The organism is Silvimonas sp. JCM 19000, assembly GCF_054652575.1.
On the sequence record NZ_BAAIHC010000002.1, the window covers coordinates 237,110 to 258,694 of the forward strand.

Genomic DNA, 21,585 nt, shown 5'->3' on the forward strand with positions numbered 1-21,585 from the left:
GCGATCGGGATGCGGCTGGATTATTGCCTGAGCATAGGCAATGCCCACGGACATCACTGACGACGCTCTGCCTGAAGCGAACAAACCGCGATGCCGATCCAGAACCGCCACCATGGACAGTGGCTGGCCTAGCGCGTTTTATGCAGATTCCCGTGCCGGGCTGGCTGTTATGCCGCCCTGTTTTTGCAAGTTGCGTTGTGGAGTTTTCTGCATGTACCCATCTGCCCATAACCCGAAGTTTGGCAAGGCGCTGGCCGTCCTGACTTCGCTGTTCTTTATGTGGGGTTTGATTACCTCACTGAACGATATTCTGATTCCCCATCTGAAAGCACTGTTCTCGCTGAGCTATCTGCAAGCCGCGCTGATTCAGTTCTGTTTCTTTACTGCCTATTTCGTCGTGTCTTTTCCGGCGGGTGCCTTGATCCGCAAGATCGGTTACAAGCGCGGCATTATCGTCGGTCTGATTACGGCGGGCGTGGGGTGTGCTTTGTTCTATCCGGCGGCGGGCGCGCAATCGTATGCGTTCTTCCTCGGTGCCTTGTTTATCCTGGCGAGCGGCATTGCCTTTTTGCAGGTGGCAGCCAACCCCTATGTATTGGCGCTGGGCAAACCGGAAACCGCATCCAGCCGTCTTAATCTCACCCAGGCGTTTAATTCGCTGGGCGCAACATTGGGCCCTTTGTTGGGCGCGACGGTGATTCTGGGTATTGCTGGCACGCAAGCGAGTTCGTCCAGCAATGCCGCAGCCCAAGCCGCCGCCGTGCAAACGCCATATCTGGTTTTGACCGGCATTTTGTTGGCGCTGGCCGCGGCAATCTGGCTAGTGCGTTTGCCAGTGATTGAAGAAGCGGTGAAACCGGCGGCTAAATCCCCCGCCACTGCGACGGCCAAAAAAGGCAGTGTCTGGGCTTATCGCCATCTGATTCTGGGCGCGATCGGCATCTTTGCTTATGTCGGCGCAGAAGTGGGTATTGGCAGTTTCCTGGTCAGCCTGATGGGCCAACCGCAAATCGCCGGGTTGACCCCGGAAGCGGCAGGTCGTTATTTGTCTATCTATTGGGGCGCCGCCATGGTCGGCCGCTTTATTGGTAGCGCGCTGATGACCAAAATCAAACCGGCCCGCTTGTTGGCGTTTAATGCGCTGATGAATGTGGTGTTGATTGCGTTGGCTATGCTGTGCAGCGGTCATATCGCCATGTGGGCGCTGATTGCGGTGGGCTTCTTTAATTCGATCATGTTCCCGACCATCTTCTCGCTGGCGCTGGAAGGCCTGGGCGAACATACCTCGGAAGGCTCCGGCATTCTGAGCATGGCCATCGTCGGCGGCGCCTTGGTGCCGGTGTTGCAAGCATTCCTTGCCGATCATATGAATATCCTGGCGTCGTTCGCGATCCCGTTGGTTTGCTATCTCTACATCGTGCACTTTGGTGTGCGTGGTCATCGCGTGGATGCCGATGCGGCCGCCAAGGCTGCGGCACCGCTGGCTGCACCGGCTGCGGCGCGTTAATCGCGGCCAGCTCGCAGATCTGATCAAAACCCGGAAGGCCTGGCCCTCCGGGTTTTTTTATGCTCAATGCAATCGACGCGGGCGCAGTGCCATGCTGCTGAAAACACCATCGCGGAATAACAAGGCGTGGGCCAGGCCCGCGCTCAGATGCACCAGGATAGTCCAGAAAAACACCCGTCCCAGCACGCCGTGGGCATGGCGCAGCACGGCGTAGCGCGCAATATCGGGCGCCATCAGCGCGGGCAGATGCCAGCTGCCGATACCGGGCAAGGGGTAGCCCGCCGCCGATAACATGGCCCAGCCGATCAGGGGCATGGCCAGCATCAGGCCGTACAACAGCCAGTGCGATAAATGGGCGAGCCCGCGCTGCCAGCCGGGCATTTCGGCGGGCAAGGCGGGAGCAGGGCGGCTAAAGCGGATGGCCAGGCGTAGCAGCACCAGCAGCATTAACAAAATCCCCAGCATCTTATGGCTGTCGAGCAACAGCGGACGCCAGTGCGACAGCGTGCTGACCATGCCACTGCCCAGCAACAACATTACAAAGATCGCGGGCGCCATCAGCCAATGCAGTACGCGCGCGGCCAAAGAAAAACGGGTGGGTCTCATGGGGTCACCTTGCGGGTCGGGGCCGCGTGGGCGGCGGCTTCTTCATGGGTGCGCAGATTAAACGAGCGCGAATAAGCGCCCTGGCGCGCGGCCAGCAGCGGGTCGTCCGACACGGTGACGCCGTGCGGCAGGATGGTTGGATCAAAGTTGATGTCGCGGCACGGCCCATCCGCTTGTTGTGCGCTGCTCTGCAAGGTGAGGGTGCCGGCGTCGACAGTAGGGCGGTCAGCGGGCCAGGCTTTGGTGGCGTCATTGGTGGGGTCGCCCGGCGCGGCTAGCGTCAGGATCAGATGCCAGCGCAGCGGGCCCTGTTGCAGTTGCTGCTGCAGGTCATGGCTAAGGAAATCCGCATCTTTGGGCGCTGGCTTGCTCAGCGCCTGGTAGGCTTGCTCGGGTTGCATGGCCCAACGCACCGCATGGCGCTGGCCGTGCGCATCGATCAATTCAAACGCATTGATGCTGTAATAGGTGCCATTGCCAAGGCCGCTGGAGGGCGGATGAGCTTTGCTCCAGGCGCGCACGGCAGCTGTTTCGGGGTGGGCGGCATAGAAGGCGGCGACTTTGGCCGGATCAGGTTTGCCGGTGGCCGGATCAGGCCGGGTGGCCAGTAATTGTTGATAAAACCCTTGCGGCGTATTCACCGCAAACACCGCAGTATTGTTCATGCCCATGCGCCATTGTTCGCCGCCAGGCAGGGTAAATTGCAGCGCCATGCTGCGCACCGGCACGCTGCCGTCGGCAATGCCGGGGTTGCCACCGGGCACGGCAAAGCGGCCGATCACGGGGGTGCGGGCCGCGCCAAACAAGGCGGCCGTCGACAAGCTGCTGGCGCTGCCATTGCCGTCAAAATAGCCCAGCACACACACGCCTTTGGCATGGTTGCGCCGAAAGCCGGGATGTTCGCCAAAGTTGGCGTTAAAGGTGCTGATGATCCGGCGCGGGCTTAGCCGGTCCGGGCTAAACCAACCCGAGGCGGCGCCATACGCGCCCAATACCGCCACGCCAGCGGCGCCTATCCATAACAAGGGCCGCAACAGCGGCGCGTCGGGCGGCACATGCAGCGCCTGCCGCAATGCGCGTAGTGGAGGAAAAGTAGTCGCCATCGGCCATCCCATCGGTTGAGCGCCACCACACCATGCGGCAGCTGGGTGCAGATTAGGGGCCAGGCGCGCACGCGCGGATGACGTGCGAATGACAAAATTGTCATCAAGCGGGGCGGCGGCGCCATGCCGCGCGCCGCTGCATGAGCGCGCACCGTGGGGCACGCCAGGCGGCCGACGCTGGCCCGCTTGGCAGTGCATTCAGGGGCGGGGTTTGTATGGAGGGGCGGGCGGGGCGGTCGGCCCCGCGCTATGGGGTCGGGAAGGTCAGCGAAAAGCGCGTCAGCCCAGCGGCGCTGTGGGCCTGCCATGCGCCGTGGTGCAGTTGCATGATGCTGCGCACGATCGACAGCCCCAAACCGTTGGAGGTGGTCGATTGTGTGCGCGCCGCGTCTATGCGGTAGAAACGGTCAAAGACGCGTTCCAGATGCTCGGCGGCGATGGTGGGGCCCTGGTTTTCCACGCTGAGCGTGACGCTGCGGTCGCCATGCTCAGCCAGCACGCGGATTTCGCTGCCCACATCGGCATGCGCCACCGCATTGGCCAGCAGGTTGCCCAGCGCCCGGCGCAGCAGAATCGGGTCGGCGGCGATCTCGCCCTCGCCGTGCACATGGATGCGCAACTGGCGTTCTTCTGCCGGCCCTTCAAAATATTCCGCTACCCGCGCCAGCTCTTGCGCGATGGGCAGGAGCTGGATTTCCGCCACCATTTGCGCGTGTTCCGAGCGCGCCAGAAACAACATGTTGTCGGACATCCGGATCAGGCGTTCCAGCTCTTCCACATTGGATGCCAGCAAGGTTTCATATTCTTCCACGCTGCGTGGCCGCCCCAGCGCCACCTGCGTCTGGCCTAGCAAATTATTGACCGGTGTGCGCAAGTCATGTGCCAGATCGGCCGAAATTTGCCTCAGCTGCATAAAGCCGTCCGCCAGCCGCGCCAGCATGTCATTAAAGGCCGTGATCAGCGGCAGCAGTTCGCGCGGGGCATCGCGGCTCTGCAGTCGGCCATCCAGTCGCGCAATGCTCACGCTATCGGCGTGCGCAGCCAGTTGTCGCAGCGGCTGCAAGCCGCGCCGCAATAAAAAGTACCCCACCAGCGCAAACAGCAGCGCGCCTGCCAAGGCCAGCGAAAAAATCCGCTCGCGATACAAGGCCAGCAAGCGCGTGCGATCCAGCATCGTGCGTGCGGCGGTGATCTCGATCTGGCCTGCTGCACCATCGGCCACGGCCAGCGCGCTAACGGCGCTGACCGGGATATCACTGGCGGTACGCGAATGCGCCACTGCATTCAGCGCGACCGGCGCGTCGGCCGGCACTGGCGCGGGCGTGGGGATGCTGGCGTGGTTGGGGTTGACCTCGATCAGCGGCGGCTGGCCGGGGTAGCGCAACATCAGCATGGCCTCGCGATTGTTCAACATATTGGCAAACAGCGTCGGCTTGCGATGGATCAATTCCAGCGTGTTGGTGTCTTTGAGCAAAGCGCGAATCTGCTCGACGCGCGCCACCAGCGCCGCGTCGTCGCGCAGGCGCAATTGCACGGCCAGCACGTTATATAAAGCCGCGCCCACCAGGCCCTTCACCACAAATGACAAACTGGCCAACAGCAAGGCCAGGCGCAAGGTCAAGGAATACGGCGTGTGTGTGCTCAAGCGACCACCTCACAGCGATAGCCGATGCCACGCACGCTGTGGATCAGCCGTGGCGCGGGTACAAACGGTTCATCGACCTTGGCGCGTAAACGCCGGATGGCCACATCGACCACATTGGTGTCGCTATCAAAATTCATGTCCCAGACTTGCGAAGCAATCTGCGAACGCGACAGCACTTCGCCTTCGTGCTGCACCAGCAATTGCAACAGGGCAAATTCCTTGTTGGTGAGCGTAATGCGCACGCCCGCACGGGTAACGCGGCGTTTAAGCACATCAATCTGCAGATCGGCCACCTGCAGGCGTTCGGCCTCGCGCATGGGCCCGCGCCGCAACAATGTGCGTATGCGCGCCACCAGCTCGGCAAACGAGAACGGCTTGATCAGATAATCATCGGCGCCCATCTCCAGGCCTTTGATGCGGTCGGCGATTTCATCGCGCGCGGTCAGAAACAGCACCGGCGTCTGGCTGTCTTCGCGCAGCCGCGTCAACACTTGCCAGCCGTCCAGCCCCGGCAACATCACATCCAGCACGATCAGGTCGTACGGCACCTCTCGCGCCTGATGCAGACCATCGATGCCATTGCGGGCCAGGTCGACCACAAAACCGGATTCCTGCAAACCTTTACGCAGGTAGTCACCGGTTTTGGGTTCGTCTTCGACGATCAATATATGCACTGCAATCTCCGTGGGCGGGCGGCTGGGCTGGGTAGAACGGTGTTGAGCAAACTTCAGTCCTGATGATCCGGATCGTCAACATACACGCGAATGCTGTCTGCATGATCGGCCGTCGGGAATACATGCGCCAGGCTGAATTCGCGCTGCACGCCATCAAACTTCCAGTCTTCGTGCGCGCCCTTGCTGACCAGTTCTACGGTTTCGCCTTTTTGCACATCAACAGATTGATGCGCGTCCAGATTGATCTGGCGCGGCGCGTTGGCCGTGTTTTCGGCGATCGGCTCACCGTAGGCCAGGGCACTGTGGTCTTCGGCAACGGCGGCAAGGCTGGCTCCGCTCAAGCAGGCGGCGAGCAACAAGGTACGGAATGCGCTGGTTTTCATAATGGCTCCAGAAGTGAGGGGCCGCTCCGGAATGGCGCGGCATGGAGGGCAATTTAGGCCCGCACGGCGCAAAACGGCATGACCAAACCATTACAAAAATGTCATTTACCCACCGCCGCGCTTATCGAGCATATCGATGATAAACATGCAAACAATCCATTGGACGAATGTATTTAATATGCATAAATTGCATAAAGTTAAATCCATATGGAATAAGCAGCATGTCCACGCAGCACATCAATGCCTTGGCGCCAGCCGCCATGACGGCGCAGCGCCAGCAACTGGATTGGCGCTCTGCTGGGCCAGGCCTGCTGCTGTGCGCCGTGCTGGCCAGCCTTGCTTTGTGGCTGGCGCAAATCCCGTGGTTTGCGGCCCATGGTTTGAGCGCGCTAACGCTGGCGATTTTGCTGGGACTGGCGCTCGGTAACAGCGCTTATCCCGCTCTCGAAACCAGCTGTGCCGTCGGCGTGCAGTGGGCGCGCGGGCCGTGGTTGCGTTGCGGCGTAATGTTGTATGGCTTGCGTTTAACGCTGCAGGATATCGGCCACGTCGGCCTGAGTGGCGTCGCTATAGACGCCACCATGCTGCTGAGCACTTTCGGCTTGGGCTGTTGGCTAGGCATCCGCTGGCTGAAACTGGACCGCGAGACTGCTACGTTGATTGCCGCGGGCAGCGCCATCTGTGGTGCGGCGGCGGTACTGGCCACCGCGCCGGTAGTGCGTGGCAAAGCCGGTCAGGTCAGTGTGGCGGTGGCAACGGTGGTCTTGTTTGGCACGCTGGCCATCCTGCTGTATCCGTGCTTGTACGCCTTGAACCTGCATTGGCATGTCATCAAGGGCGGCGCCAGTGGCTTTGGCATTTACGCCGGTTCTACCATCCACGAAGTCGCCCAGGTGGTCGCGGCGGCGCGCAGCATCAGCCCGCAGGCTGCCGATAGTGCCGTCATCGCCAAGATGGTGCGGGTGATGTTGCTGGCGCCTTTTCTGCTGACGCTGGCGTTGTGGCGCGGCCGCCGCCCGCAGGCTGACGCCCGTCCCGCCACCCTCGCGGTGCCGTGGTTTGCCTTCGGCTTTATCGGCGTCGTGCTGTTCAACTCCTTGCACCTGCTGCCGCAGACCTGGCAGGCACACTGCAACGATCTGGATACGCTGATCCTCGCCACCGCCATGGCCGCCCTCGGCCTTGGCACCCGCTTCGACGCGTTGCGCGTCGCCGGGCTACGACCCTTGGTGCTGGGCGCGTTGCTGTTTGCCTGGCTGGTGCTGGGCGGGGCGCTGGTCAATGCCTTGCTGGGGCATTAAGGCCCTGCGCGAGCGGATGACCGCCAGCGCTCGTGCCATGCCGGACTGCGCCAGCGCGTATGTCAGCGGCTGGCGGGCGCGGGCTTCATCGCGCCTACGCCGGGTTCGTGGGCGTGCCGACAGTTTTGCCGCGAGTGTGGTGGCAAGCTGCATGCATGTTCAACGCACCCGGAGTAAACACCATGGCCACTGCAGCCTCCAGCCACAAGGCACCCCGTAAATCCACCAGCCAGCGCGCCGCACCGGGCAGCAAGTCCGATGCCGCAACCAATCTGCTGATCGCTGACCACCGCAAGGTCAAGGCGCTGTTCCGCCAGTTTGAAAAGATCAAGGACAGCGACGACCTGGCCGAAAAAGAACGCATCGTGCGCGAGGCCTGTATGGAGCTGACCATGCACACCCAGATCGAAGAAGAAATCTTCTATCCGGCCAGCCGCCAGATTCTGGGTGATGACGATGAAATCGACGAATCGCTGGTCGAACACGCCAGCTGTAAAGAGCTGATTGCGCAACTCGAAGCCATGCACGCCGGCGACGATATGTACGACGCGCGCTTTACCGTGCTGAGCGAAATGATCGAGCACCACGTTGAAGAAGAAGAAGGCGAGTGGTTCCCTGAAGTTCGCGCCAAAGGCCGTGAACAGATGCCGGAACTGGCGCAACAAATGGCTGCGCGCAAAGAAGAATTGATGGCTAACGTGCCAAGCAAGCAATAACGCGGGCACTAACCCTAAAAACGGGCGACACGCTGCGGCGGTCGCCCGTTTTGTTTGGCGCTGGCACTTAGTTGATCAGCACGCGGTCCACGTCGCTAAGCCAGCCGTAGCCAGGGTTGGTGTAGCTGCTGGTAAATGTCTCGCGCAGCAGGCGCGTGCTGGTCGGTGAAGCCTGGCGCCAGAAGGTGCCGGTGTCCGTTTCATTGGAATTCCAGTGCACCACGTAATCAAAACGGAATGCCTGGAACGTGCCTGCGGGCACGGTAATCGACTCCACCCGCGTGAGCGTGGCGTCTTCGACAAAATGATCCACATAGGTCACGCCATTGGTGGTGCACGTGCGATCAGCGTCGGTGTGAAACGATGCGCCCACTTTCATGGTCGCTGGCGCGCCGCCGCCGTGGGGGTTCCAGCTGCACGCCGTTTCCATGCCCGACGCGCCGGTATAGCGATATTGCAGCGTGCGCCCGGCGCTATCGATGTCATCTGACTCGGGATATTGCGTGCGATCGTAGCCATTAAGAATCAGGTTGACGCCGCCAGGCAAGGAAGCGAACGACTGGATGCCGCTGCCATCGGTGCCGACTGCGCTGACCGTGACTTTATAGCTGTAACTGATGGTGTTGCCGCGGTTGTCGTGCATGGTTTTCGCATAGGTATTCTGGCTGCCCAGTGTGGGGACGATGCGGGTGTAGGTGGCATCGGTCGAGGGCGTCGGCGTGGGGCTTGGGGACGGCGTCGGCGTAGGCGCGCTGGTCGGGGTGGGCGTGGCGGTCACGCCGGGTGAGGTATTGGCGCTGGCGCTGTTGTCATCTGAACCACCGCCGCCACACGCTGCCAGCAATGCGCTCAGGATCACTCCGGAAAGTAATGCAATTTTTTGCATGCTCATCTCTTTGTTATTAATTGAATTTGGTTTGGCCATCACCACACCGGGCCATTACCCGCGCACGCTTGCGCAAACGCCGGGCGTGACGAGACCTTGCCGGGCTTGTGCGAAGCAAGCGCGGGTGCGGCATTTATGGGCTACAGACGGATGGAGCGACCAGGTGCGGAAAGTGCGGTTTTTATTGTTTTTGTACCCGCTCAGCGCGGACGCGCGGCGGGCGAGGGGCACGATGACATGACGCGTAAGAGGGCGTCAAATTGTAGGAAGGTGTCAGATAAAAACTGATACTTTATCGATACACTGACGCGTGAGTTCAGCATCAGGCCGCTGCGTCCGCAGCCAGAGTGCTGGCCAGATGCGCAAACAGCAGAAAATTGCCCGGCGTGCCGCGCACGATGCGGTAGGCGCGCAGCAGGCCTTCCTGCTGATAGCCGCTTCGCGCCAGCACTGCGGCAGAGCGGGCGTTGCTGCTTAATGTGGTGGCCTGGATCCGCAGCCAGTCATATTCGCGATGCGCCCAGGCGGTGACATTGCGGCATAAGGTGGTGGCGATGCCACGGCCCCATAAATGCGGCGCAAGGTCGTAAGCAATCTCGGCATTACGGTTGGTCAGCGAAACCGTGTGAAAGCCGATACTGCCAACCAGTTGGCCGGTGCTGTCGTCGATCAACACCATGCGGCGAGCCGTATCGGGCGGCTCTGAGCGATAGTATTCAATCAGCGGCACCAGGTCGTTGGCCGATTGCAGATTCCAGCTGGTGTGTGCAATCACTTCGGGCAAACGCAGATAGTCATACCAGGCGTTGGCATCGCGGACCTCGATCTGACGCAGTGAAAAGCCAGGCACGCCAGCGGCGGGCGGGTGGGAAATCAGCATGGGATGGGCCGCAGCAAAGGTCGGGCCGATCAATTTAAATGACACGCCCGGCGCTGGGCAAGCCGCCGTGGCGTGGCCGCGCTGCGTTCAGCCCTGGTGTGCTTCAACGTATTGTTGCGGGTCTTTGTCCACCGGTTTAACGCCGCGATAATGCTGCGCCTCAAACGCGACAAACTGCACCGCCAGCTTTTCGCGCAAGGCCAGCGAGGCGGTGCGGCGGAAGTCGGTCAGGCCTTCGCGCTCTTCCTCGGCCATATGGTCGCCGTTGGCTTCATTGGCTTTGGCGACGGCGGCATACCATTCTTCCGTGGCAACGTGGTATTGCGCCACGGCGGCGACGGCCTGGCGCAATTCGTTGTGGTCTTTGATGGCGTCGCGGGTTTCATCAGCGGCATCATCGCGGCCGCCTTCGCCGCGGCCTTTGCGCAACAAGGCGGGATAGAAAAAGCGTTCTTCCGCCTCGGCATGGATTTCCAGAAATGCCGCCAGCCGTGACCAGACCGCCCCCAGCGCTTCGGTTTCGCTGGGGTCAATCTGTTCCAGCAGGGCGAACATGCGGCGTTGTTCGTGATGATCGTCCAGGATCAGTTGCGTGATATCCATGGCTTAACGCGGCACCAGGCGGCTCGAAGCGCGATCCCAGGAAGCATGGGCGGCGTCGCGGGTGTCGGGCCAGTCCAGGTCGGCGGCGCCGCGGTTGCTTTCGTAATCGCGGCGGATATGCGTTTCGACGTCTTCAAAGCGTTCACCGGGGTAGCGCACCGCGCCCTCATAACCGGCGCGATAAGCACTCTGATAGTACTCATACGGTTGCTCCGGATTGGCATAGGGCTGGTTGGCGTGGGCTTCGCGCCAGTAGGTGTCTTCGGCCGAGGGGTCCAGTTTTTCCGTGACGGCTTTACCGATCAGTCCGCCAGCGACAGCACCGATGGCGGCCCCGGCAGCCATGCCCAGCGGGCCGGCAACCGCACCCAGTGACGCACCCGCCGCAGCAGCGGCGCCGACGCCAGCGACGCCGCCGACCACGGCCCCTCCGGCGGTACCGGCCGGATGAAATTCATCTTCGCCCGTGATCGGATCGTGGCCGGGGCGTTGTTCCAGTTCGACGCGGGTATTGCTCATGATGTGCTCCTGCAGACGGTGAGGCGGGCGTGGCCCGCAGATATCTGCAGCTTAAGCACGCGCGGGCGCGCTGCCTGTCAGTGTGCGGAGCAATCCAGCCCAGGCAGACCGCCCGCAACGCTTACCACGGCATGGCGCCGCCTTCGGTATAAAAGCCGCCATTGGGGCCGGTGTGGTCCAGCGTGGCGTATTTGACCACCACCGCGGCGGCTTGCTGCACGCTGCGTGTGCCGCGATGCTGATTGAGGTCAGTGGCGGTGTAGCCGGGGTTGATGGCGTTGATATGAAAGCCTTCATCGCGCAGTTCTTTCGCCAGCAAGACGGTCAGCATATTCAGCGCGGCTTTGGAGGTGTTGTAGGCCGCCAGGTTGACGCCGTAATACGGAAAATCCGGATAGCCGTGCAAGGTGATCGAGCCCAGTTCGCTCGACAGATTGACCACCACCCGCGTCTGGCTTTTGCGCAGCAGCGGCAACATGGCCTGGGTGAGGCTGAGCGGGCCATACACGTTGACTTCAAACGTGGCGCGTACTTTGTCGATGGCGACTTGCGATGGCGCGGCCAGATCGATGGCGATGCCCGCGTTATTGATCAGCACATCCAGTTGGCCGACTTCGGCGTCGATGCGTTCAGCCGCGCGTGCCACCGACGCGGCGTCGGTCACGTCGAGCTGGATGGCATGCAGATCTAGCTCCGGCGCTTGCAATTGCGCAATGGCGGTCTGGCCGTTGCCCAGGTCGCGGCTGCCGACATAAACGCGATGGCCCAGAGCGGCCAGCTGGCGCGCGCTTTCCAGGCCGATGCCTTTGTTGGCGCCACTGATCAGAACGGTTTGTTTTGCGGAGGACATGAGGGCTTCCCGGGATGGTGGTGGTTGGAGTCCGTCTATATTATGAAGAATCCTTCACATTCGGAATTCGCTTTCTTATGAAGCCCAACGACATCCCCATTGCGCCAAGGCGGCGGCCGGTTCAGGCGCGTTCGACGGTTACGGTGGAAGCGATTTTTGAGGCCAGCATTCAGGTTTTGCGCGCCGAAGGGCTGGAGAGGTTCAACACCACCCGGGTGGCGGCACGGGCCGGGGTGTCGGTGGGTAGCCTGTATCAGTACTACCCCAACAAGCAGTCCTTGCTGGCGGCGGTGTTGGAAAAACATCTATTGCATGTGGTGGCGGCGGTGGAAGAGGCCTGCGTGCACGTGCAGGGCGCGCCCGCCTCCGAGGTGGGCGCGGCGGTGGCGACGGCGTATTTCAATGCCAAGATCCAACGTGCCGATGTGTCCAGCGCCTTGTACGCGGTGGCGGCCATGGTCGATAGCCGGGCGTTGATCGACACCGTGCGCCAGCGCATCGGCAGCGCCGTGGTCGCCGCTTTGCCCCCCAGCCTGCCCCAGCGTGCGCTGATGGCCGAGACCTTGCTGGGCGCGCTGACCGGCCCGATCCAGCGCTGGCTGGAAGACGAGCCGAGCCCGGCACAACTCGATGCCATGCGCCAGCAACTGGTGCGGCTAGCGCGGGCCTATCTGGCCTGAGCGGCGTGTTCAAGCCACGCTGGATTCCATACGCCAGTCCCGGCCCAGCGTGCGTACCGTCCCGTTTACCGTCACCACGGCACGCAGGCGGATATCGGCGCTGTGCTCGCCCACCATGATTTCAAAATCGCCGGGCTCGACGATGCGCTGCCCGCTGTAGCCGGTGAAATTGAGCATATCGACCGGAATGCGCGCCAGCACGGTGCGCGTTTCGCCAGCTGCCAGTTGCAGTCGTGCAAAGCCCTTTAATTCCTTGACCGGCCGCACCAGCGAGGCGAATTGATCGCGCACATAAATCTGCGGCACCACCACCCCGGCGCGGCTGCCGCTGTTACGCACACTAAAACTGAATACGATGTCGCCGGTCTCGATATCGATCTCGCGCGCCGCCAGTTGCAGATCGGCGTAATCGAACCGGGTGTAGCTCAGGCCGTAGCCAAAGGGGTAGGCGCTGCCAAAATGAAACGCCACCGGCGTGCCCGCGCTCTTGAGTTTGTGGTTGTAGTAATACGGCATCGCGCCGACGTTTTTCGGGATGGACACAGTCAAGCGCCCCGACGGTTCGACGTCGCCGGCCAGGACCGCCGACAGCGCGGTGCCAGCTTCCTGGCCGCCGGTAAACGCCATCACCACCGCAGCAACACTTTGCTCCAGCCCCTGCAGATTGTAGGGACGGCCGCCGGTGAGCACGACGATGACGGGCTTGCCGGTCGCGACGACGGCTTGCAATAACTGTTGCTGCACGCCAGGCAAATCCAGGCTGTCGGTATCCGAGCCTTCACCCACCGTGCCGGTCTGGAACAAGCCCGCCAGATCGCCCACGCAAACGATGGCGACATCCGCCGCTCGCGCCAGGTCCACTGCCGCCGCAATGCCCTCGGTGCCTTGCGATACCGCCGACTGCTGCAATAGCTGGCTGCTGTCCGCCACGTCGCCAGGAAACACCGGCGTGCCGTAAACGCGTTCTTCCAGGATGGCGCAGCCTTGGGCATAGCCGACGTGGTCTGCGCCGTAACGGGCGCGCAAACCGGCCAAGGGCGTGATCACGGCTTGCTCGGCCTGGTTGGCTTCGCTCAGGATCAAATGCACCGGAAAACTGTAACCACCCAGCATGGCCAGGGCATCGTCGGCGGTGGGTCCGATAACGGCCAGTTTTTGCGCTGCGGCAGCCAGCGGCAGGATGCCGTTGTTTTCCAGGATAACGATGGATTGCTGCGCCACCGCGCGCGCAGCCTCCAGTGCCGCCGGGGTACGCAGGCGAATCTGGTCGACATCGACATAGGGTTGTTCAAACAGGCCAAGGCGGAATTTATGCGTGAGGATGCGCGCCACGATCTCGTCGATTTTTGCGCTGGCAATCAGTCCGCGTTCGATCGCGCTGTGCAGATGCGCGGCGCAATCGTCGCCCGGTAGTTCGATATCAAGACCGGCATTAAAGGCCAGCGCGGCTGCCTCGGCCTGATCGCGCGCCAGGCCATGGTGCTGGTACAACAAACTGATGCCGACATAATCGGCCACCACCAGCCCGTCAAAGCCCCATTGCTCACGCAGCACCTCGGTCAGCAGATGGTGCGAAGCGTGGCTGGGTTCGTTGTCGATATCGTGATAGGCCGGCATCACCGAGCCTGCGTTGGCTTGTTTGACCGCCATTTCAAACGGCAACAAAAACGTGTCGTTCAGCTCGCGCCAACCCAGATGTACTGGCGCATGGTTGCGGGCGCCTTCGCTGAATGAATGGCCGACGTAATGCTTGAGCGTGGCGTACAGATCGCGCTTGGGCCCCTGCAAACCGCGCACATACCGCGTGGCCATCACGCCGACCAGATAGGGATCTTCGCCGAAGGTTTCTTCGGTACGGCCCCAGCGCACATCGCGCGACACGTCCAGCACCGGCGCCAGCCCCTGATGGCAGCCGACGCTGCGGGCCTCGTCGCCGATCAGCGCGGCTACGTGTTCAATCAAGGCCGGGTTCCAGGTGGCGCCCATGGCCAGTGGCGAAGGGAACAGCGTGGCGCCTTTGCTCATCAAGCCGAGCAGGCATTCTTCATGCGCCATCACCGGGATGCCCAATCGGGTTTCTTCCAGCATAAAACGTTGCAAGCGGTTAAATGCCAGCACGCCGCTGCGCGCATCCACGGTGTGGCTGCCCAACGGCCGGGTAATCTGGCCCAGGCCCAGCCGCAGCTGCTTTTGCAAGGTGGCTGGATCGCTCTTGCCGGTAAACGTGTCTTCACGCACGCGGTGTTCGCCATCGGGCGATAGCAGCAGCCAGAAGGCGTGCATTTGCGCGATCTTTTCGGCGGGGGTCATGCGCGCCAGTAAATCAGCGACGCGGTCGGCCACGGGGTGTTGCGGGTCTTTATACAGCGCGGTCATGGCGGATGGGTTCCTGCAAGCGGGTAGAGGGTGGGGCGCAATGCGGGCGGGCAAGGCGTGGGCGCTTAGCCCTTGAGCGCGCCCGCCATCATGCCTTTGACGATTTTTTCCTGACCAAACGCATACGCCACGATCAGCGGCAGGGCAGTCAGCGTGACCACGGCCATCATGCCCGGGATATTGGCGGCAAATTCGCTCTGGAAATCCCACACTGCCAGCGGCAGCGTGCGGTGCGTGGGCGAGGATGTCAGCACATAGGCAAAGATGAATTCATTCCACAGATTGATGCCGTTGTAGATAGCGACGGTGGATAGGCCAGGGCCGGAAAGCGGCAAAAAGATCCGGGTAAATACGGCGATGGGGCCGCAGCCGTCTATGCGCGCCGCTTCTTCCAGTTCGCGCGGAATCTGGCGCATGAATTCGGTCAGGATAAAGATCGACACCGGCAGGCTCATCGCCACATACGGGCCGATCAGCGCGAACATCGTGTCGTACAGCCCGGCATTGCGCGTCAGCAAATACACCGGCACCAGCGTGACATGCAGCGGCACGATCATGCTGGCCACAATCAGCCCGAACAGCGAGCCCTGGCCCTTGAACTTGAGCCGCGCCAGCGCATACGCCGCCATCGAAGCAAACAGCAAAGTCAGCCCCAATGACACCCCGATCACAAACAGGCTATTGCGCAGATACAGCAGAAACGAGCCGTGCAATACGCTGAGATAATTGCCCCATTCCAGATGGCTGGGCAGGGCCCACATCGGGCTGGCAAAGTTGTCTTCTTGCGACTTGAGGCTGGTGAACACCATCAACATAAACGGCAGCAAGGTGACGCTCAGCCAGAACAAGGCCAGCACCGGAATCGCTACGCGGCCGATACGGATTTTTTGCAACAACAGCGGAGTGGCCATGGTTTACACCTCCGTCTGAAAGCGGCGCGAGAGCCGCAAAGCCAGCGCGGCAATCAATGTCACGACCAGGAACATGGCCGAGGCAATGGTGCTGCCATAGCCCAGCTGAAAACCGCTGAACACGGTGCGATACATATAGGTGGCCATCAGTTCGGAGGCGTGCTCGGGGCCGCCACCCGTCATCACAAACACCAGATCGAAATAACGCAGCGAGCCGATGATGGCCAGCAACACTGCTGTGCGCACGGTGCCACGCAGATGCGGCAGTTTGATGCGCCAGAACAGGGTCCAGGCGCTGGCGCCATCCAGCGTGGCGGCCTCGGTCAGGTCTTCCGGAAACGACGCCAGTCCGGCCAGAAACAGCACCATGTAAAACGGCACGTTCTGCCAGCACACCACGGCAATCACCGCGCCCAGGGCGTAGGCCGGATCGCCCAGCCAGTCATGCGCCAGGCCGTCCAGATGCAGTTGCTGCAACAGCAGATTGATCGGGCCGAAGTTGGGGTCGTACAGATTCTTGGCCAATACGCCCAAGGCGACGCTCGACATCAACAGCGGCAAGAAATAGACGATCTTCAACCAGCGCGCCGCCGCTCCTGCTTTGTCCAGCAAGACGGCCAGCGCTAGCGCCACCGGTAACTGGATGACGATGGAGAACACGGCCAGCCAGACGTTATTACCCAAGGCGCGCCAGAACAGCGCGTCATGCAGCAGATGCAGCCAGTTGCCCAGGCCAATAAAACGGCCTTGCTCACCCAGGCCGTTCCAGTCCAGTAACGACAGCTGGAAACTGGTCAGCAGCGGGTAGAGCAGAAACACCGCCAGCATCAGCACCGCAGGTGCCAGAAACAATGCGGGCACCAGCCATGCCGGGGGCCGCGGCCAGCGCAGCGCAGGCAGCGCGGCCGGACGATTCAAGGTCATATGCATAAACACACCCCAGGGTGGGACTCGGCGTCCCCGTCGAGACCCGCCACGCCCGGTGGCAGGCCATGCGCGCTACGCGCGCCCGCAATCCAACATTCCGATCCGGTCAATGCAGCTCAGCCTTGGCTGCCGCTTCCATCTGCTGCGCTGCGGCTTCTGGCGTCAGGCTCAAGCCAAACAGCGCTTGCACCGTGTCCTTATGCACTTCGGCCAGCTTGGGCGGCAGTTCCTGGTCGTACCACAGCTGCACGCTGGGCGCTTGCAGCACCAAGGCCTGGATCTGCTTGAGATAGGGGTCGGTCACATTCAGATTTTTCAGCGGCATCACGCGCTTGTCCGCCAGCCGTGCCTGCGCCGAGGCATCGTCGGTCAGCGCCTGGATCAGCTTGAAGGCCGCGTCGGGGTTTTTGCAGCTGGACGACACGCTCATGAAGTTATCGCCGACCGTGCCGATCACGTCTTTGGGATCACCCTTGCCGCCGGGCAGGGCGGGGAAATTGAAGTAACCCAGCTTGCTGACGAAAGACGGGTTTTCGTTCTGGATGGTCGAAGGCTCCCAACTGCCCATCAATTGCATTGCCGCCTTGCCCGAGTACATCAAGCGGCGCGAGGCGCCGACGTCGTAGTCGAGGCCATTGAAGCCCGGTGCAAAGGCGCCAGCCTTGACCAGTTCCTGGATGCGTTTGCCCGCCTCGACAAAGGCAGGGGCGGCAAAGCTGCCGCCATTTTTACGGCTGACGGCATCGCGGAAAGTCTCGGCGCCGCCGATGCGATCAACCAGATACATGTAGTACATCGAGCCCGGCCATTTGGCTTTGTTGGCCAGTGCAAAAGCCGCAATGTTGTTGGCCTTGAGCACCTTGACCACATTGAGCAATTGGTCCCAGTTCTGCGGCGGCTCCAGCTTGTATTTTGCAAAGATTTCCTTGTTGTAAATGATCACCGCGGCGGTGGTGTTTTCGGCGGGCACGCCATAAATCTTGCCGTCGATGGTGACAGCATTAAAGCCGGTCGGCACAAAGCGATCTTTATAAGCCGGGTCTTTGGCCAGATAAGGCGTCAGATCACGGACCTGATTGCTTTTGACGTATTCGCGCAGTGGCCCGCCGCCCCAACTGGCAAAGACACACGGCGGCTGGCCCGCGCCAAACGCAATCTTCAGCTTGGTCTTGTAGGCTTCATTGAGGATGTGCGATTGCTCGGTGTTGAAACCCGGATTGGCTTTTTCAAAGCGTGCGCCAGCGTCGTTCATGATCTTGCTGGCGGCGGCATTGGTCATCTGGTCCCATTCGGTAATGACCTGGTCCGCCGCGAGGGCGGTGCCTGTCGCCAGCGCCACCGTCAAGGCCAGCCAGCCGCGCAGGGTAGTGATCGTGTGCATCGTTGTTCTCCCGCATCCAGTGCGTTTGTCAGAGTCGCGTAAAGCGGAGGCAACGTTATTGGCCGCGGGAATGTAGCGTCAATTGCGCGACTACACGCTAACGTAGCAAGCCCGATGAACGGCGGATTTAAACAAGTGTTTTGCGGGCGGTTTGTTGCCGCGCAATCCAGCAATAACGCGCATTGCAGCCGGGTGCGGCACTACCGCGGTGGTCGATGCAGCGGCATGTTCTAACGCAAGTTTTTATGATTTCTAACGTTATCTCTAACGTAGTAACATCGCTGCGGAACGCCCATCGAGAAAACAGCCATGCCCCGCCAGAATGTCACCCTGGGACATATCGCCAGCGCCGCTGGTGTTTCGCAAATGACGGTGTCCCGTGCGCTTGGCAGCAAGCCGGGCGTGTCGCGCGACAAGCGCGATGAGATCCTGCGTATCGCGGCCGAACTGGGTTATGTGGGGCATCGGGCCGAGCAGCGTTCGTCTGACCGCCGTAGCCAGATCGTCGGGCTGATCACGGCCGAATTGCACAATCCGTTTATTGGCGAACTGGTGGCCGGGGTGGGGCGGGCGGCGCGACCAGCCGGTTATGAATTGCTGGTGTATTCGCTGGTCGAGCATGACCAGCCACCGCTGCTCAGCGTGCTCAAGCTGATGCAGCAAGTCACCGCCGGCATCATCGCTTTGTTGCCCTATGAATACCGCTATCTGGATGCCTTGGTGGCGGCACGCGTACCGGTGATTACGGTGGACCAGCACGGCCAGTATTCGCGCTTTCCGTCGATTGCCGCCGATAGCTATGCCGGGGCCTGCATGGCGATGCGGCATCTGATTGCGCAAGGCCATCGCCGCATCGGCTTTATCACCGGCAACGAACATATGGCGTCCGCGCAAGACCGGCATCGTGGTTATCTGGACATGTTGGCGCAAGCGGGTTTGCCGCATGATCCGGCGCTGGTTTTGCCCGGCGATTACACCAAGGCTGAGGGCTATACCGCCGCGCAGACGCTGCTGGCTTTGCCCCAACGGCCGACCGCCATTTTTGCGGCCAATGACATGAGTGCGCTGGGTGCGTTGCAGGCCATCCGCGATGCAGGTCTGGCGATACCGGACGATGTATCGGTGGTGGGCTTTGACGATATCCCGGCGGCCGAGCAACAGCATCCGCCGCTGACCACCGTGCGCCAGCCCATGCAGCAAATGGGCCGCTCCGCCGTCAATACCTTGCTGGCGCTGATCGCGGGGCTGGAAGCCGCTTCGCCGCAGATTGTGTTGCCGACCGAGCTGGTGGTGCGTGGCTCCACCGCGCCGCCACGGCTCCCATCGCGTGAGGACCACGCTGCCGCAAGGTGACGTGCGCAACACGCCTTGTGTCTGGCGCGGCAAACCCGGTGAATTGCCTGCAGATCGGCATGCCGGGCGCGCCGGTTCATTGCATAATCGCGCCACTTCTTGCCCGTGCTTATCGTCATGCCTAACCAGTTTATTAATCAGTCCTTCCGCAAACTCATCCTGCTGCCGCTCGGCGTGGCTGGCGGCGCTGTGCTCGGCCTGGGTGTGATCATCGTGTTTTTGTACCTGAGCATGCTCGATAGCGGCAAAGCCACCGAAATTGCCAAGCTGGCGACGCATATCGGCACGCAATTGCATCAGGCCGAAAGCAGCGAGCGCGGTTATCTGCTCACCGGCGATGATGCGTTTTTACAGCCATATAAAGACAATGTGCCCAGACTGCACACTCAGTTGCAGCGCTTGCAGCATATGTTAGCGGGCGATGCCGATTCACTGCGCGATGCAGTACTGGCCGAAGAAACCTTCCGCACCTGGCATGTGCGGGTGGATGCGCTGATTGAACAGCAGGCCCAGGGCGTCGACGTCGTGCCGGTTATCCGCCAGGGCCGCGGGCGTTTGCTGATTACCAATATCGCCGACAACCTGGAAGTGATCGCCGAGCGGCAACGCTTGCGTCGCGCAGCGGGGCTGAAGCGCGCCGGAATGACGCTGGCGGTGTTGGCGTTTGGCGTACTGGCGGGTTTTGTGGCGCTGGCGCTGGCGTTTGCCGTCCGCGGGCGGGCCGAATTACAGCGTGTGGCCCAGCTCAAGCAGGAGGGCGAAATGGCTTTTGCCCGCAGTAACGCCGTGTTGCAACACCAGACGGCGATGGCAGAGGCGGAAAGCCGCGTGGCGCGCTTGTTTGTGGAAAGCGGCGATCTGGCGGATATCGGCCAGGGTCTGCTGGCCATGCTGTGCCAGTGGAGCGGCGCGCTGGTCGGCGCCTTTTATGTGGCCGCCGATGACGGCCTGCGCTTTGCCCGTATCAGCGGCCACGGCATCGTGCGGCAAAGCCACGCGGTGGATGGCTTTGCCGTGGGTGAAGGCGTGGCAGGTGAAAGCGCCCGTACCCAGCAGGCGCAATGGCTGCACGATGTGCCGTCCAACTATATGCCGCTGGCGTCGCAGCTCGGCGATATGGCGCCCAGCTGCGTGTTGGCGCTGCCGATGGCGGGCAGCGAAGGCACCAATGCCGTGATCGAGCTGGGCTTTCTGCAAACGCCGAGCAGTGATCAGGTGATGCTGCTGGAACGCTTGCAGGTGGCCATCGGCCACGGCATCGAGGTGTCCTTGCTACGCGCCCGCGCCACCACCGCATAGGGTGGGTCTGGACCCACCCATCAAAGTGGCGTCCAGCATCGCGAAACTGTGGGAGTGCGCCGGCGTTAACCCCTTGCCACCGGTCCGTGTTGGTCCAGCATGAGCGCGCTTCGCCACGGCTTGGAAGGGTGGGTCGCGACCCACCCTATGCCAACAACGCCGGTTTATGCGATGGCAGCGCGCAGGAATGCTTCGACGATGGGCGCGCGGCGTTGCGCCAGGGCTGCGCGTTCCGGCTGGAACAAAGTGCCGACAAAGAACGGGTGGGACGTCAGCTCCACCGCGCGTACGTCGCCCGCATCATCCAGCGCGCTTTCCTGCAACGGGCCGCCGATCAGCGCGGCACGGAATTCCGGGTTAAGACCGTAGCGGCAGTGGTAGCCCTCGTGCACGGCGTCTTCGCCATAGGCATGGGCGAGTTTGCTTTGCGGCAGCAGGCGAATCTGGTCGGTCACTTCGACCAACGCGCAATGCAGCGGCGCAATCACGGCACGGCCCACGCCGGGGGCTTCTTCGGCGTGTTGGGCGTCGTCCCAGCCCAGTACATTGCGGGCGTATTCCACCAGCGCGTGCTGGAAGCCACCGCAAGTACCCAGAAACGGCAAGCCGGATTCGCGAGCATGGCGGATGGCGAGGAGCGCGCCGTCCATGGAGCGATAGGGCGTGGCCGGCACCGCCCATAAGCCGTGATAGCCGGCAAGGGCGGCGGCCGAGGTGATGGTTTCGGTGGGCAGCCAGTCGGCTTGCCATTCAACGTCGAGGGCACGGCCGGCGTCGGCCAGGGCGAGCGGGATGGCTTGGTGGGCGACGACTTCGGGGTTGAAGTCTCCGATCAGACCGATACGGATGAGCATGCGGGGGGCTCCGGAGGGTGGGCGGGAGGTTTGGGGGATTATGCCAGTTTGATGCGCTGTGGTTGGGTGGGGCTGGGTTTTTTTGGGCGTGCGGCGTGTCCGGCGTTGCCGGACCTGGAACCTTTTACCGC

21 protein-coding genes are annotated in these 21,585 nt (G+C 61.9%); 6 read left to right on the forward strand and 15 right to left on the reverse strand.

Annotated elements, in window-relative coordinates; translation table 11 throughout:
* The first annotated feature begins 211 nt into the window (after nucleotides 1-211).
* Nucleotides 212-1,507 (forward strand): sugar MFS transporter, encoded by a 1,296-nt coding sequence (locus ACYQ1A_RS03465; RefSeq protein WP_499360226.1) that lies wholly within the window; start codon nucleotides 212-214, stop codon nucleotides 1,505-1,507.
* A gap of 63 nt (nucleotides 1,508-1,570) precedes the next feature.
* Here the strand turns inward: ACYQ1A_RS03465 and ACYQ1A_RS03470 are convergent, their stop codons facing one another.
* From ACYQ1A_RS03470 to ACYQ1A_RS03490, 5 genes are all read right to left on the reverse strand, one after another.
* Entirely contained in the window at nucleotides 1,571-2,113 is a 543-nt protein-coding gene (locus tag ACYQ1A_RS03470; protein WP_499360228.1) for a cytochrome b, read from the reverse strand.
* Entirely contained in the window at nucleotides 2,110-3,216 is a 1,107-nt protein-coding gene (locus tag ACYQ1A_RS03475; RefSeq protein ID WP_499360229.1) for a catalase family peroxidase, read from the reverse strand. The genes ACYQ1A_RS03470 and ACYQ1A_RS03475 overlap by 4 nt, the downstream gene beginning before the upstream one ends.
* A gap of 247 nt (nucleotides 3,217-3,463) precedes the next feature.
* Nucleotides 3,464-4,861 (reverse strand): heavy metal sensor histidine kinase, encoded by a 1,398-nt coding sequence (locus ACYQ1A_RS03480; RefSeq protein WP_499360230.1) that lies wholly within the window; start codon nucleotides 4,859-4,861, stop codon nucleotides 3,464-3,466.
* A complete protein-coding gene (locus tag ACYQ1A_RS03485) occupies nucleotides 4,858-5,535 on the reverse strand; it encodes a heavy metal response regulator transcription factor (RefSeq protein WP_499360232.1) in 678 nt (225 codons plus the stop codon). The genes ACYQ1A_RS03480 and ACYQ1A_RS03485 overlap by 4 nt, the downstream gene beginning before the upstream one ends.
* A gap of 53 nt (nucleotides 5,536-5,588) precedes the next feature.
* Nucleotides 5,589-5,918, reverse strand: a complete 330-nt coding sequence (locus ACYQ1A_RS03490; protein WP_499360234.1) for a CzcE family metal-binding protein — start codon at nucleotides 5,916-5,918, stop codon at nucleotides 5,589-5,591.
* Between the two features lie 221 nt (nucleotides 5,919-6,139).
* Between ACYQ1A_RS03490 and ACYQ1A_RS03495 the strand changes: the two genes are divergently transcribed.
* Entirely contained in the window at nucleotides 6,140-7,219 is a 1,080-nt protein-coding gene (locus tag ACYQ1A_RS03495) for a YeiH family protein (protein ID WP_499360236.1), read from the forward strand.
* Nucleotides 7,220-7,401: 182 nt separating this feature from the next.
* A complete protein-coding gene (locus tag ACYQ1A_RS03500) occupies nucleotides 7,402-7,935 on the forward strand; it encodes a hemerythrin domain-containing protein (protein ID WP_499360238.1) in 534 nt (177 codons plus the stop codon).
* A gap of 67 nt (nucleotides 7,936-8,002) precedes the next feature.
* Here the strand turns inward: ACYQ1A_RS03500 and ACYQ1A_RS03505 are convergent, their stop codons facing one another.
* The 5 genes from ACYQ1A_RS03505 to ACYQ1A_RS03525 form a co-directional block, all read right to left on the reverse strand.
* A complete protein-coding gene (locus ACYQ1A_RS03505; protein WP_499360240.1) occupies nucleotides 8,003-8,821 on the reverse strand; it encodes a hypothetical protein in 819 nt (272 codons plus the stop codon).
* A 322-nt stretch (nucleotides 8,822-9,143) separates the two neighbouring features.
* A complete protein-coding gene (locus ACYQ1A_RS03510; protein WP_499360242.1) occupies nucleotides 9,144-9,701 on the reverse strand; it encodes a GNAT family N-acetyltransferase in 558 nt (185 codons plus the stop codon).
* Between the two features lie 87 nt (nucleotides 9,702-9,788).
* Nucleotides 9,789-10,304, reverse strand: coding sequence for a hemerythrin domain-containing protein (locus ACYQ1A_RS03515; protein ID WP_499360244.1), 516 nt, complete (start codon nucleotides 10,302-10,304; stop codon nucleotides 9,789-9,791).
* Nucleotides 10,305-10,307: 3 nt separating this feature from the next.
* Complete coding sequence (locus ACYQ1A_RS03520; RefSeq protein ID WP_499360246.1) at nucleotides 10,308-10,823, reverse strand: hypothetical protein; 516 nt, start codon at nucleotides 10,821-10,823, stop codon at nucleotides 10,308-10,310.
* 121 nt (nucleotides 10,824-10,944) lie between these two features.
* Nucleotides 10,945-11,673, reverse strand: coding sequence for an SDR family oxidoreductase (locus ACYQ1A_RS03525; protein WP_499360248.1), 729 nt, complete (start codon nucleotides 11,671-11,673; stop codon nucleotides 10,945-10,947).
* A gap of 77 nt (nucleotides 11,674-11,750) precedes the next feature.
* Between ACYQ1A_RS03525 and ACYQ1A_RS03530 the strand changes: the two genes are divergently transcribed.
* Nucleotides 11,751-12,353, forward strand: a complete 603-nt coding sequence (locus ACYQ1A_RS03530) for a TetR/AcrR family transcriptional regulator (RefSeq protein WP_499360249.1) — start codon at nucleotides 11,751-11,753, stop codon at nucleotides 12,351-12,353.
* Between the two features lie 9 nt (nucleotides 12,354-12,362).
* On the opposite strand, the gene ACYQ1A_RS03535 is transcribed toward ACYQ1A_RS03530, so the two are convergent.
* The 4 genes from ACYQ1A_RS03535 to ACYQ1A_RS03550 form a co-directional block, all read right to left on the reverse strand.
* Nucleotides 12,363-14,729 (reverse strand): glycoside hydrolase family 3 N-terminal domain-containing protein, encoded by a 2,367-nt coding sequence (locus ACYQ1A_RS03535; protein ID WP_499360251.1) that lies wholly within the window; start codon nucleotides 14,727-14,729, stop codon nucleotides 12,363-12,365.
* A 65-nt stretch (nucleotides 14,730-14,794) separates the two neighbouring features.
* Nucleotides 14,795-15,640, reverse strand: a complete 846-nt coding sequence (locus ACYQ1A_RS03540) for a carbohydrate ABC transporter permease (RefSeq protein ID WP_499360252.1) — start codon at nucleotides 15,638-15,640, stop codon at nucleotides 14,795-14,797.
* Nucleotides 15,641-15,643: 3 nt separating this feature from the next.
* Nucleotides 15,644-16,570 carry a carbohydrate ABC transporter permease gene (locus ACYQ1A_RS03545; RefSeq protein WP_499360254.1) on the reverse strand — a complete coding sequence of 309 codons (927 nt, stop codon included), beginning with the start codon at nucleotides 16,568-16,570 and terminating at the stop codon, nucleotides 15,644-15,646.
* Nucleotides 16,571-16,673: 103 nt separating this feature from the next.
* Entirely contained in the window at nucleotides 16,674-17,948 is a 1,275-nt protein-coding gene (locus ACYQ1A_RS03550; protein ID WP_499360256.1) for an extracellular solute-binding protein, read from the reverse strand.
* A 309-nt stretch (nucleotides 17,949-18,257) separates the two neighbouring features.
* On the opposite strand from ACYQ1A_RS03550, the gene ACYQ1A_RS03555 reads away from it, so the two are divergent.
* Nucleotides 18,258-19,301 (forward strand): LacI family DNA-binding transcriptional regulator, encoded by a 1,044-nt coding sequence (locus ACYQ1A_RS03555; protein ID WP_499360258.1) that lies wholly within the window; start codon nucleotides 18,258-18,260, stop codon nucleotides 19,299-19,301.
* A 117-nt stretch (nucleotides 19,302-19,418) separates the two neighbouring features.
* The gene (locus ACYQ1A_RS03560) at nucleotides 19,419-20,600 is read left to right on the forward strand and encodes a CHASE3 domain-containing protein (RefSeq protein ID WP_499360260.1); all 1,182 of its coding nucleotides are present in this window, start codon (nucleotides 19,419-19,421) and stop codon (nucleotides 20,598-20,600) included.
* Nucleotides 20,601-20,764: 164 nt separating this feature from the next.
* On the opposite strand, the gene ACYQ1A_RS03565 is transcribed toward ACYQ1A_RS03560, so the two are convergent.
* The gene (locus ACYQ1A_RS03565) at nucleotides 20,765-21,454 is read right to left on the reverse strand and encodes a CTP synthase C-terminal region-related (seleno)protein (protein ID WP_499360261.1); all 690 of its coding nucleotides are present in this window, start codon (nucleotides 21,452-21,454) and stop codon (nucleotides 20,765-20,767) included.
* Between the last annotated feature and the right edge of the window lie 131 nt (nucleotides 21,455-21,585).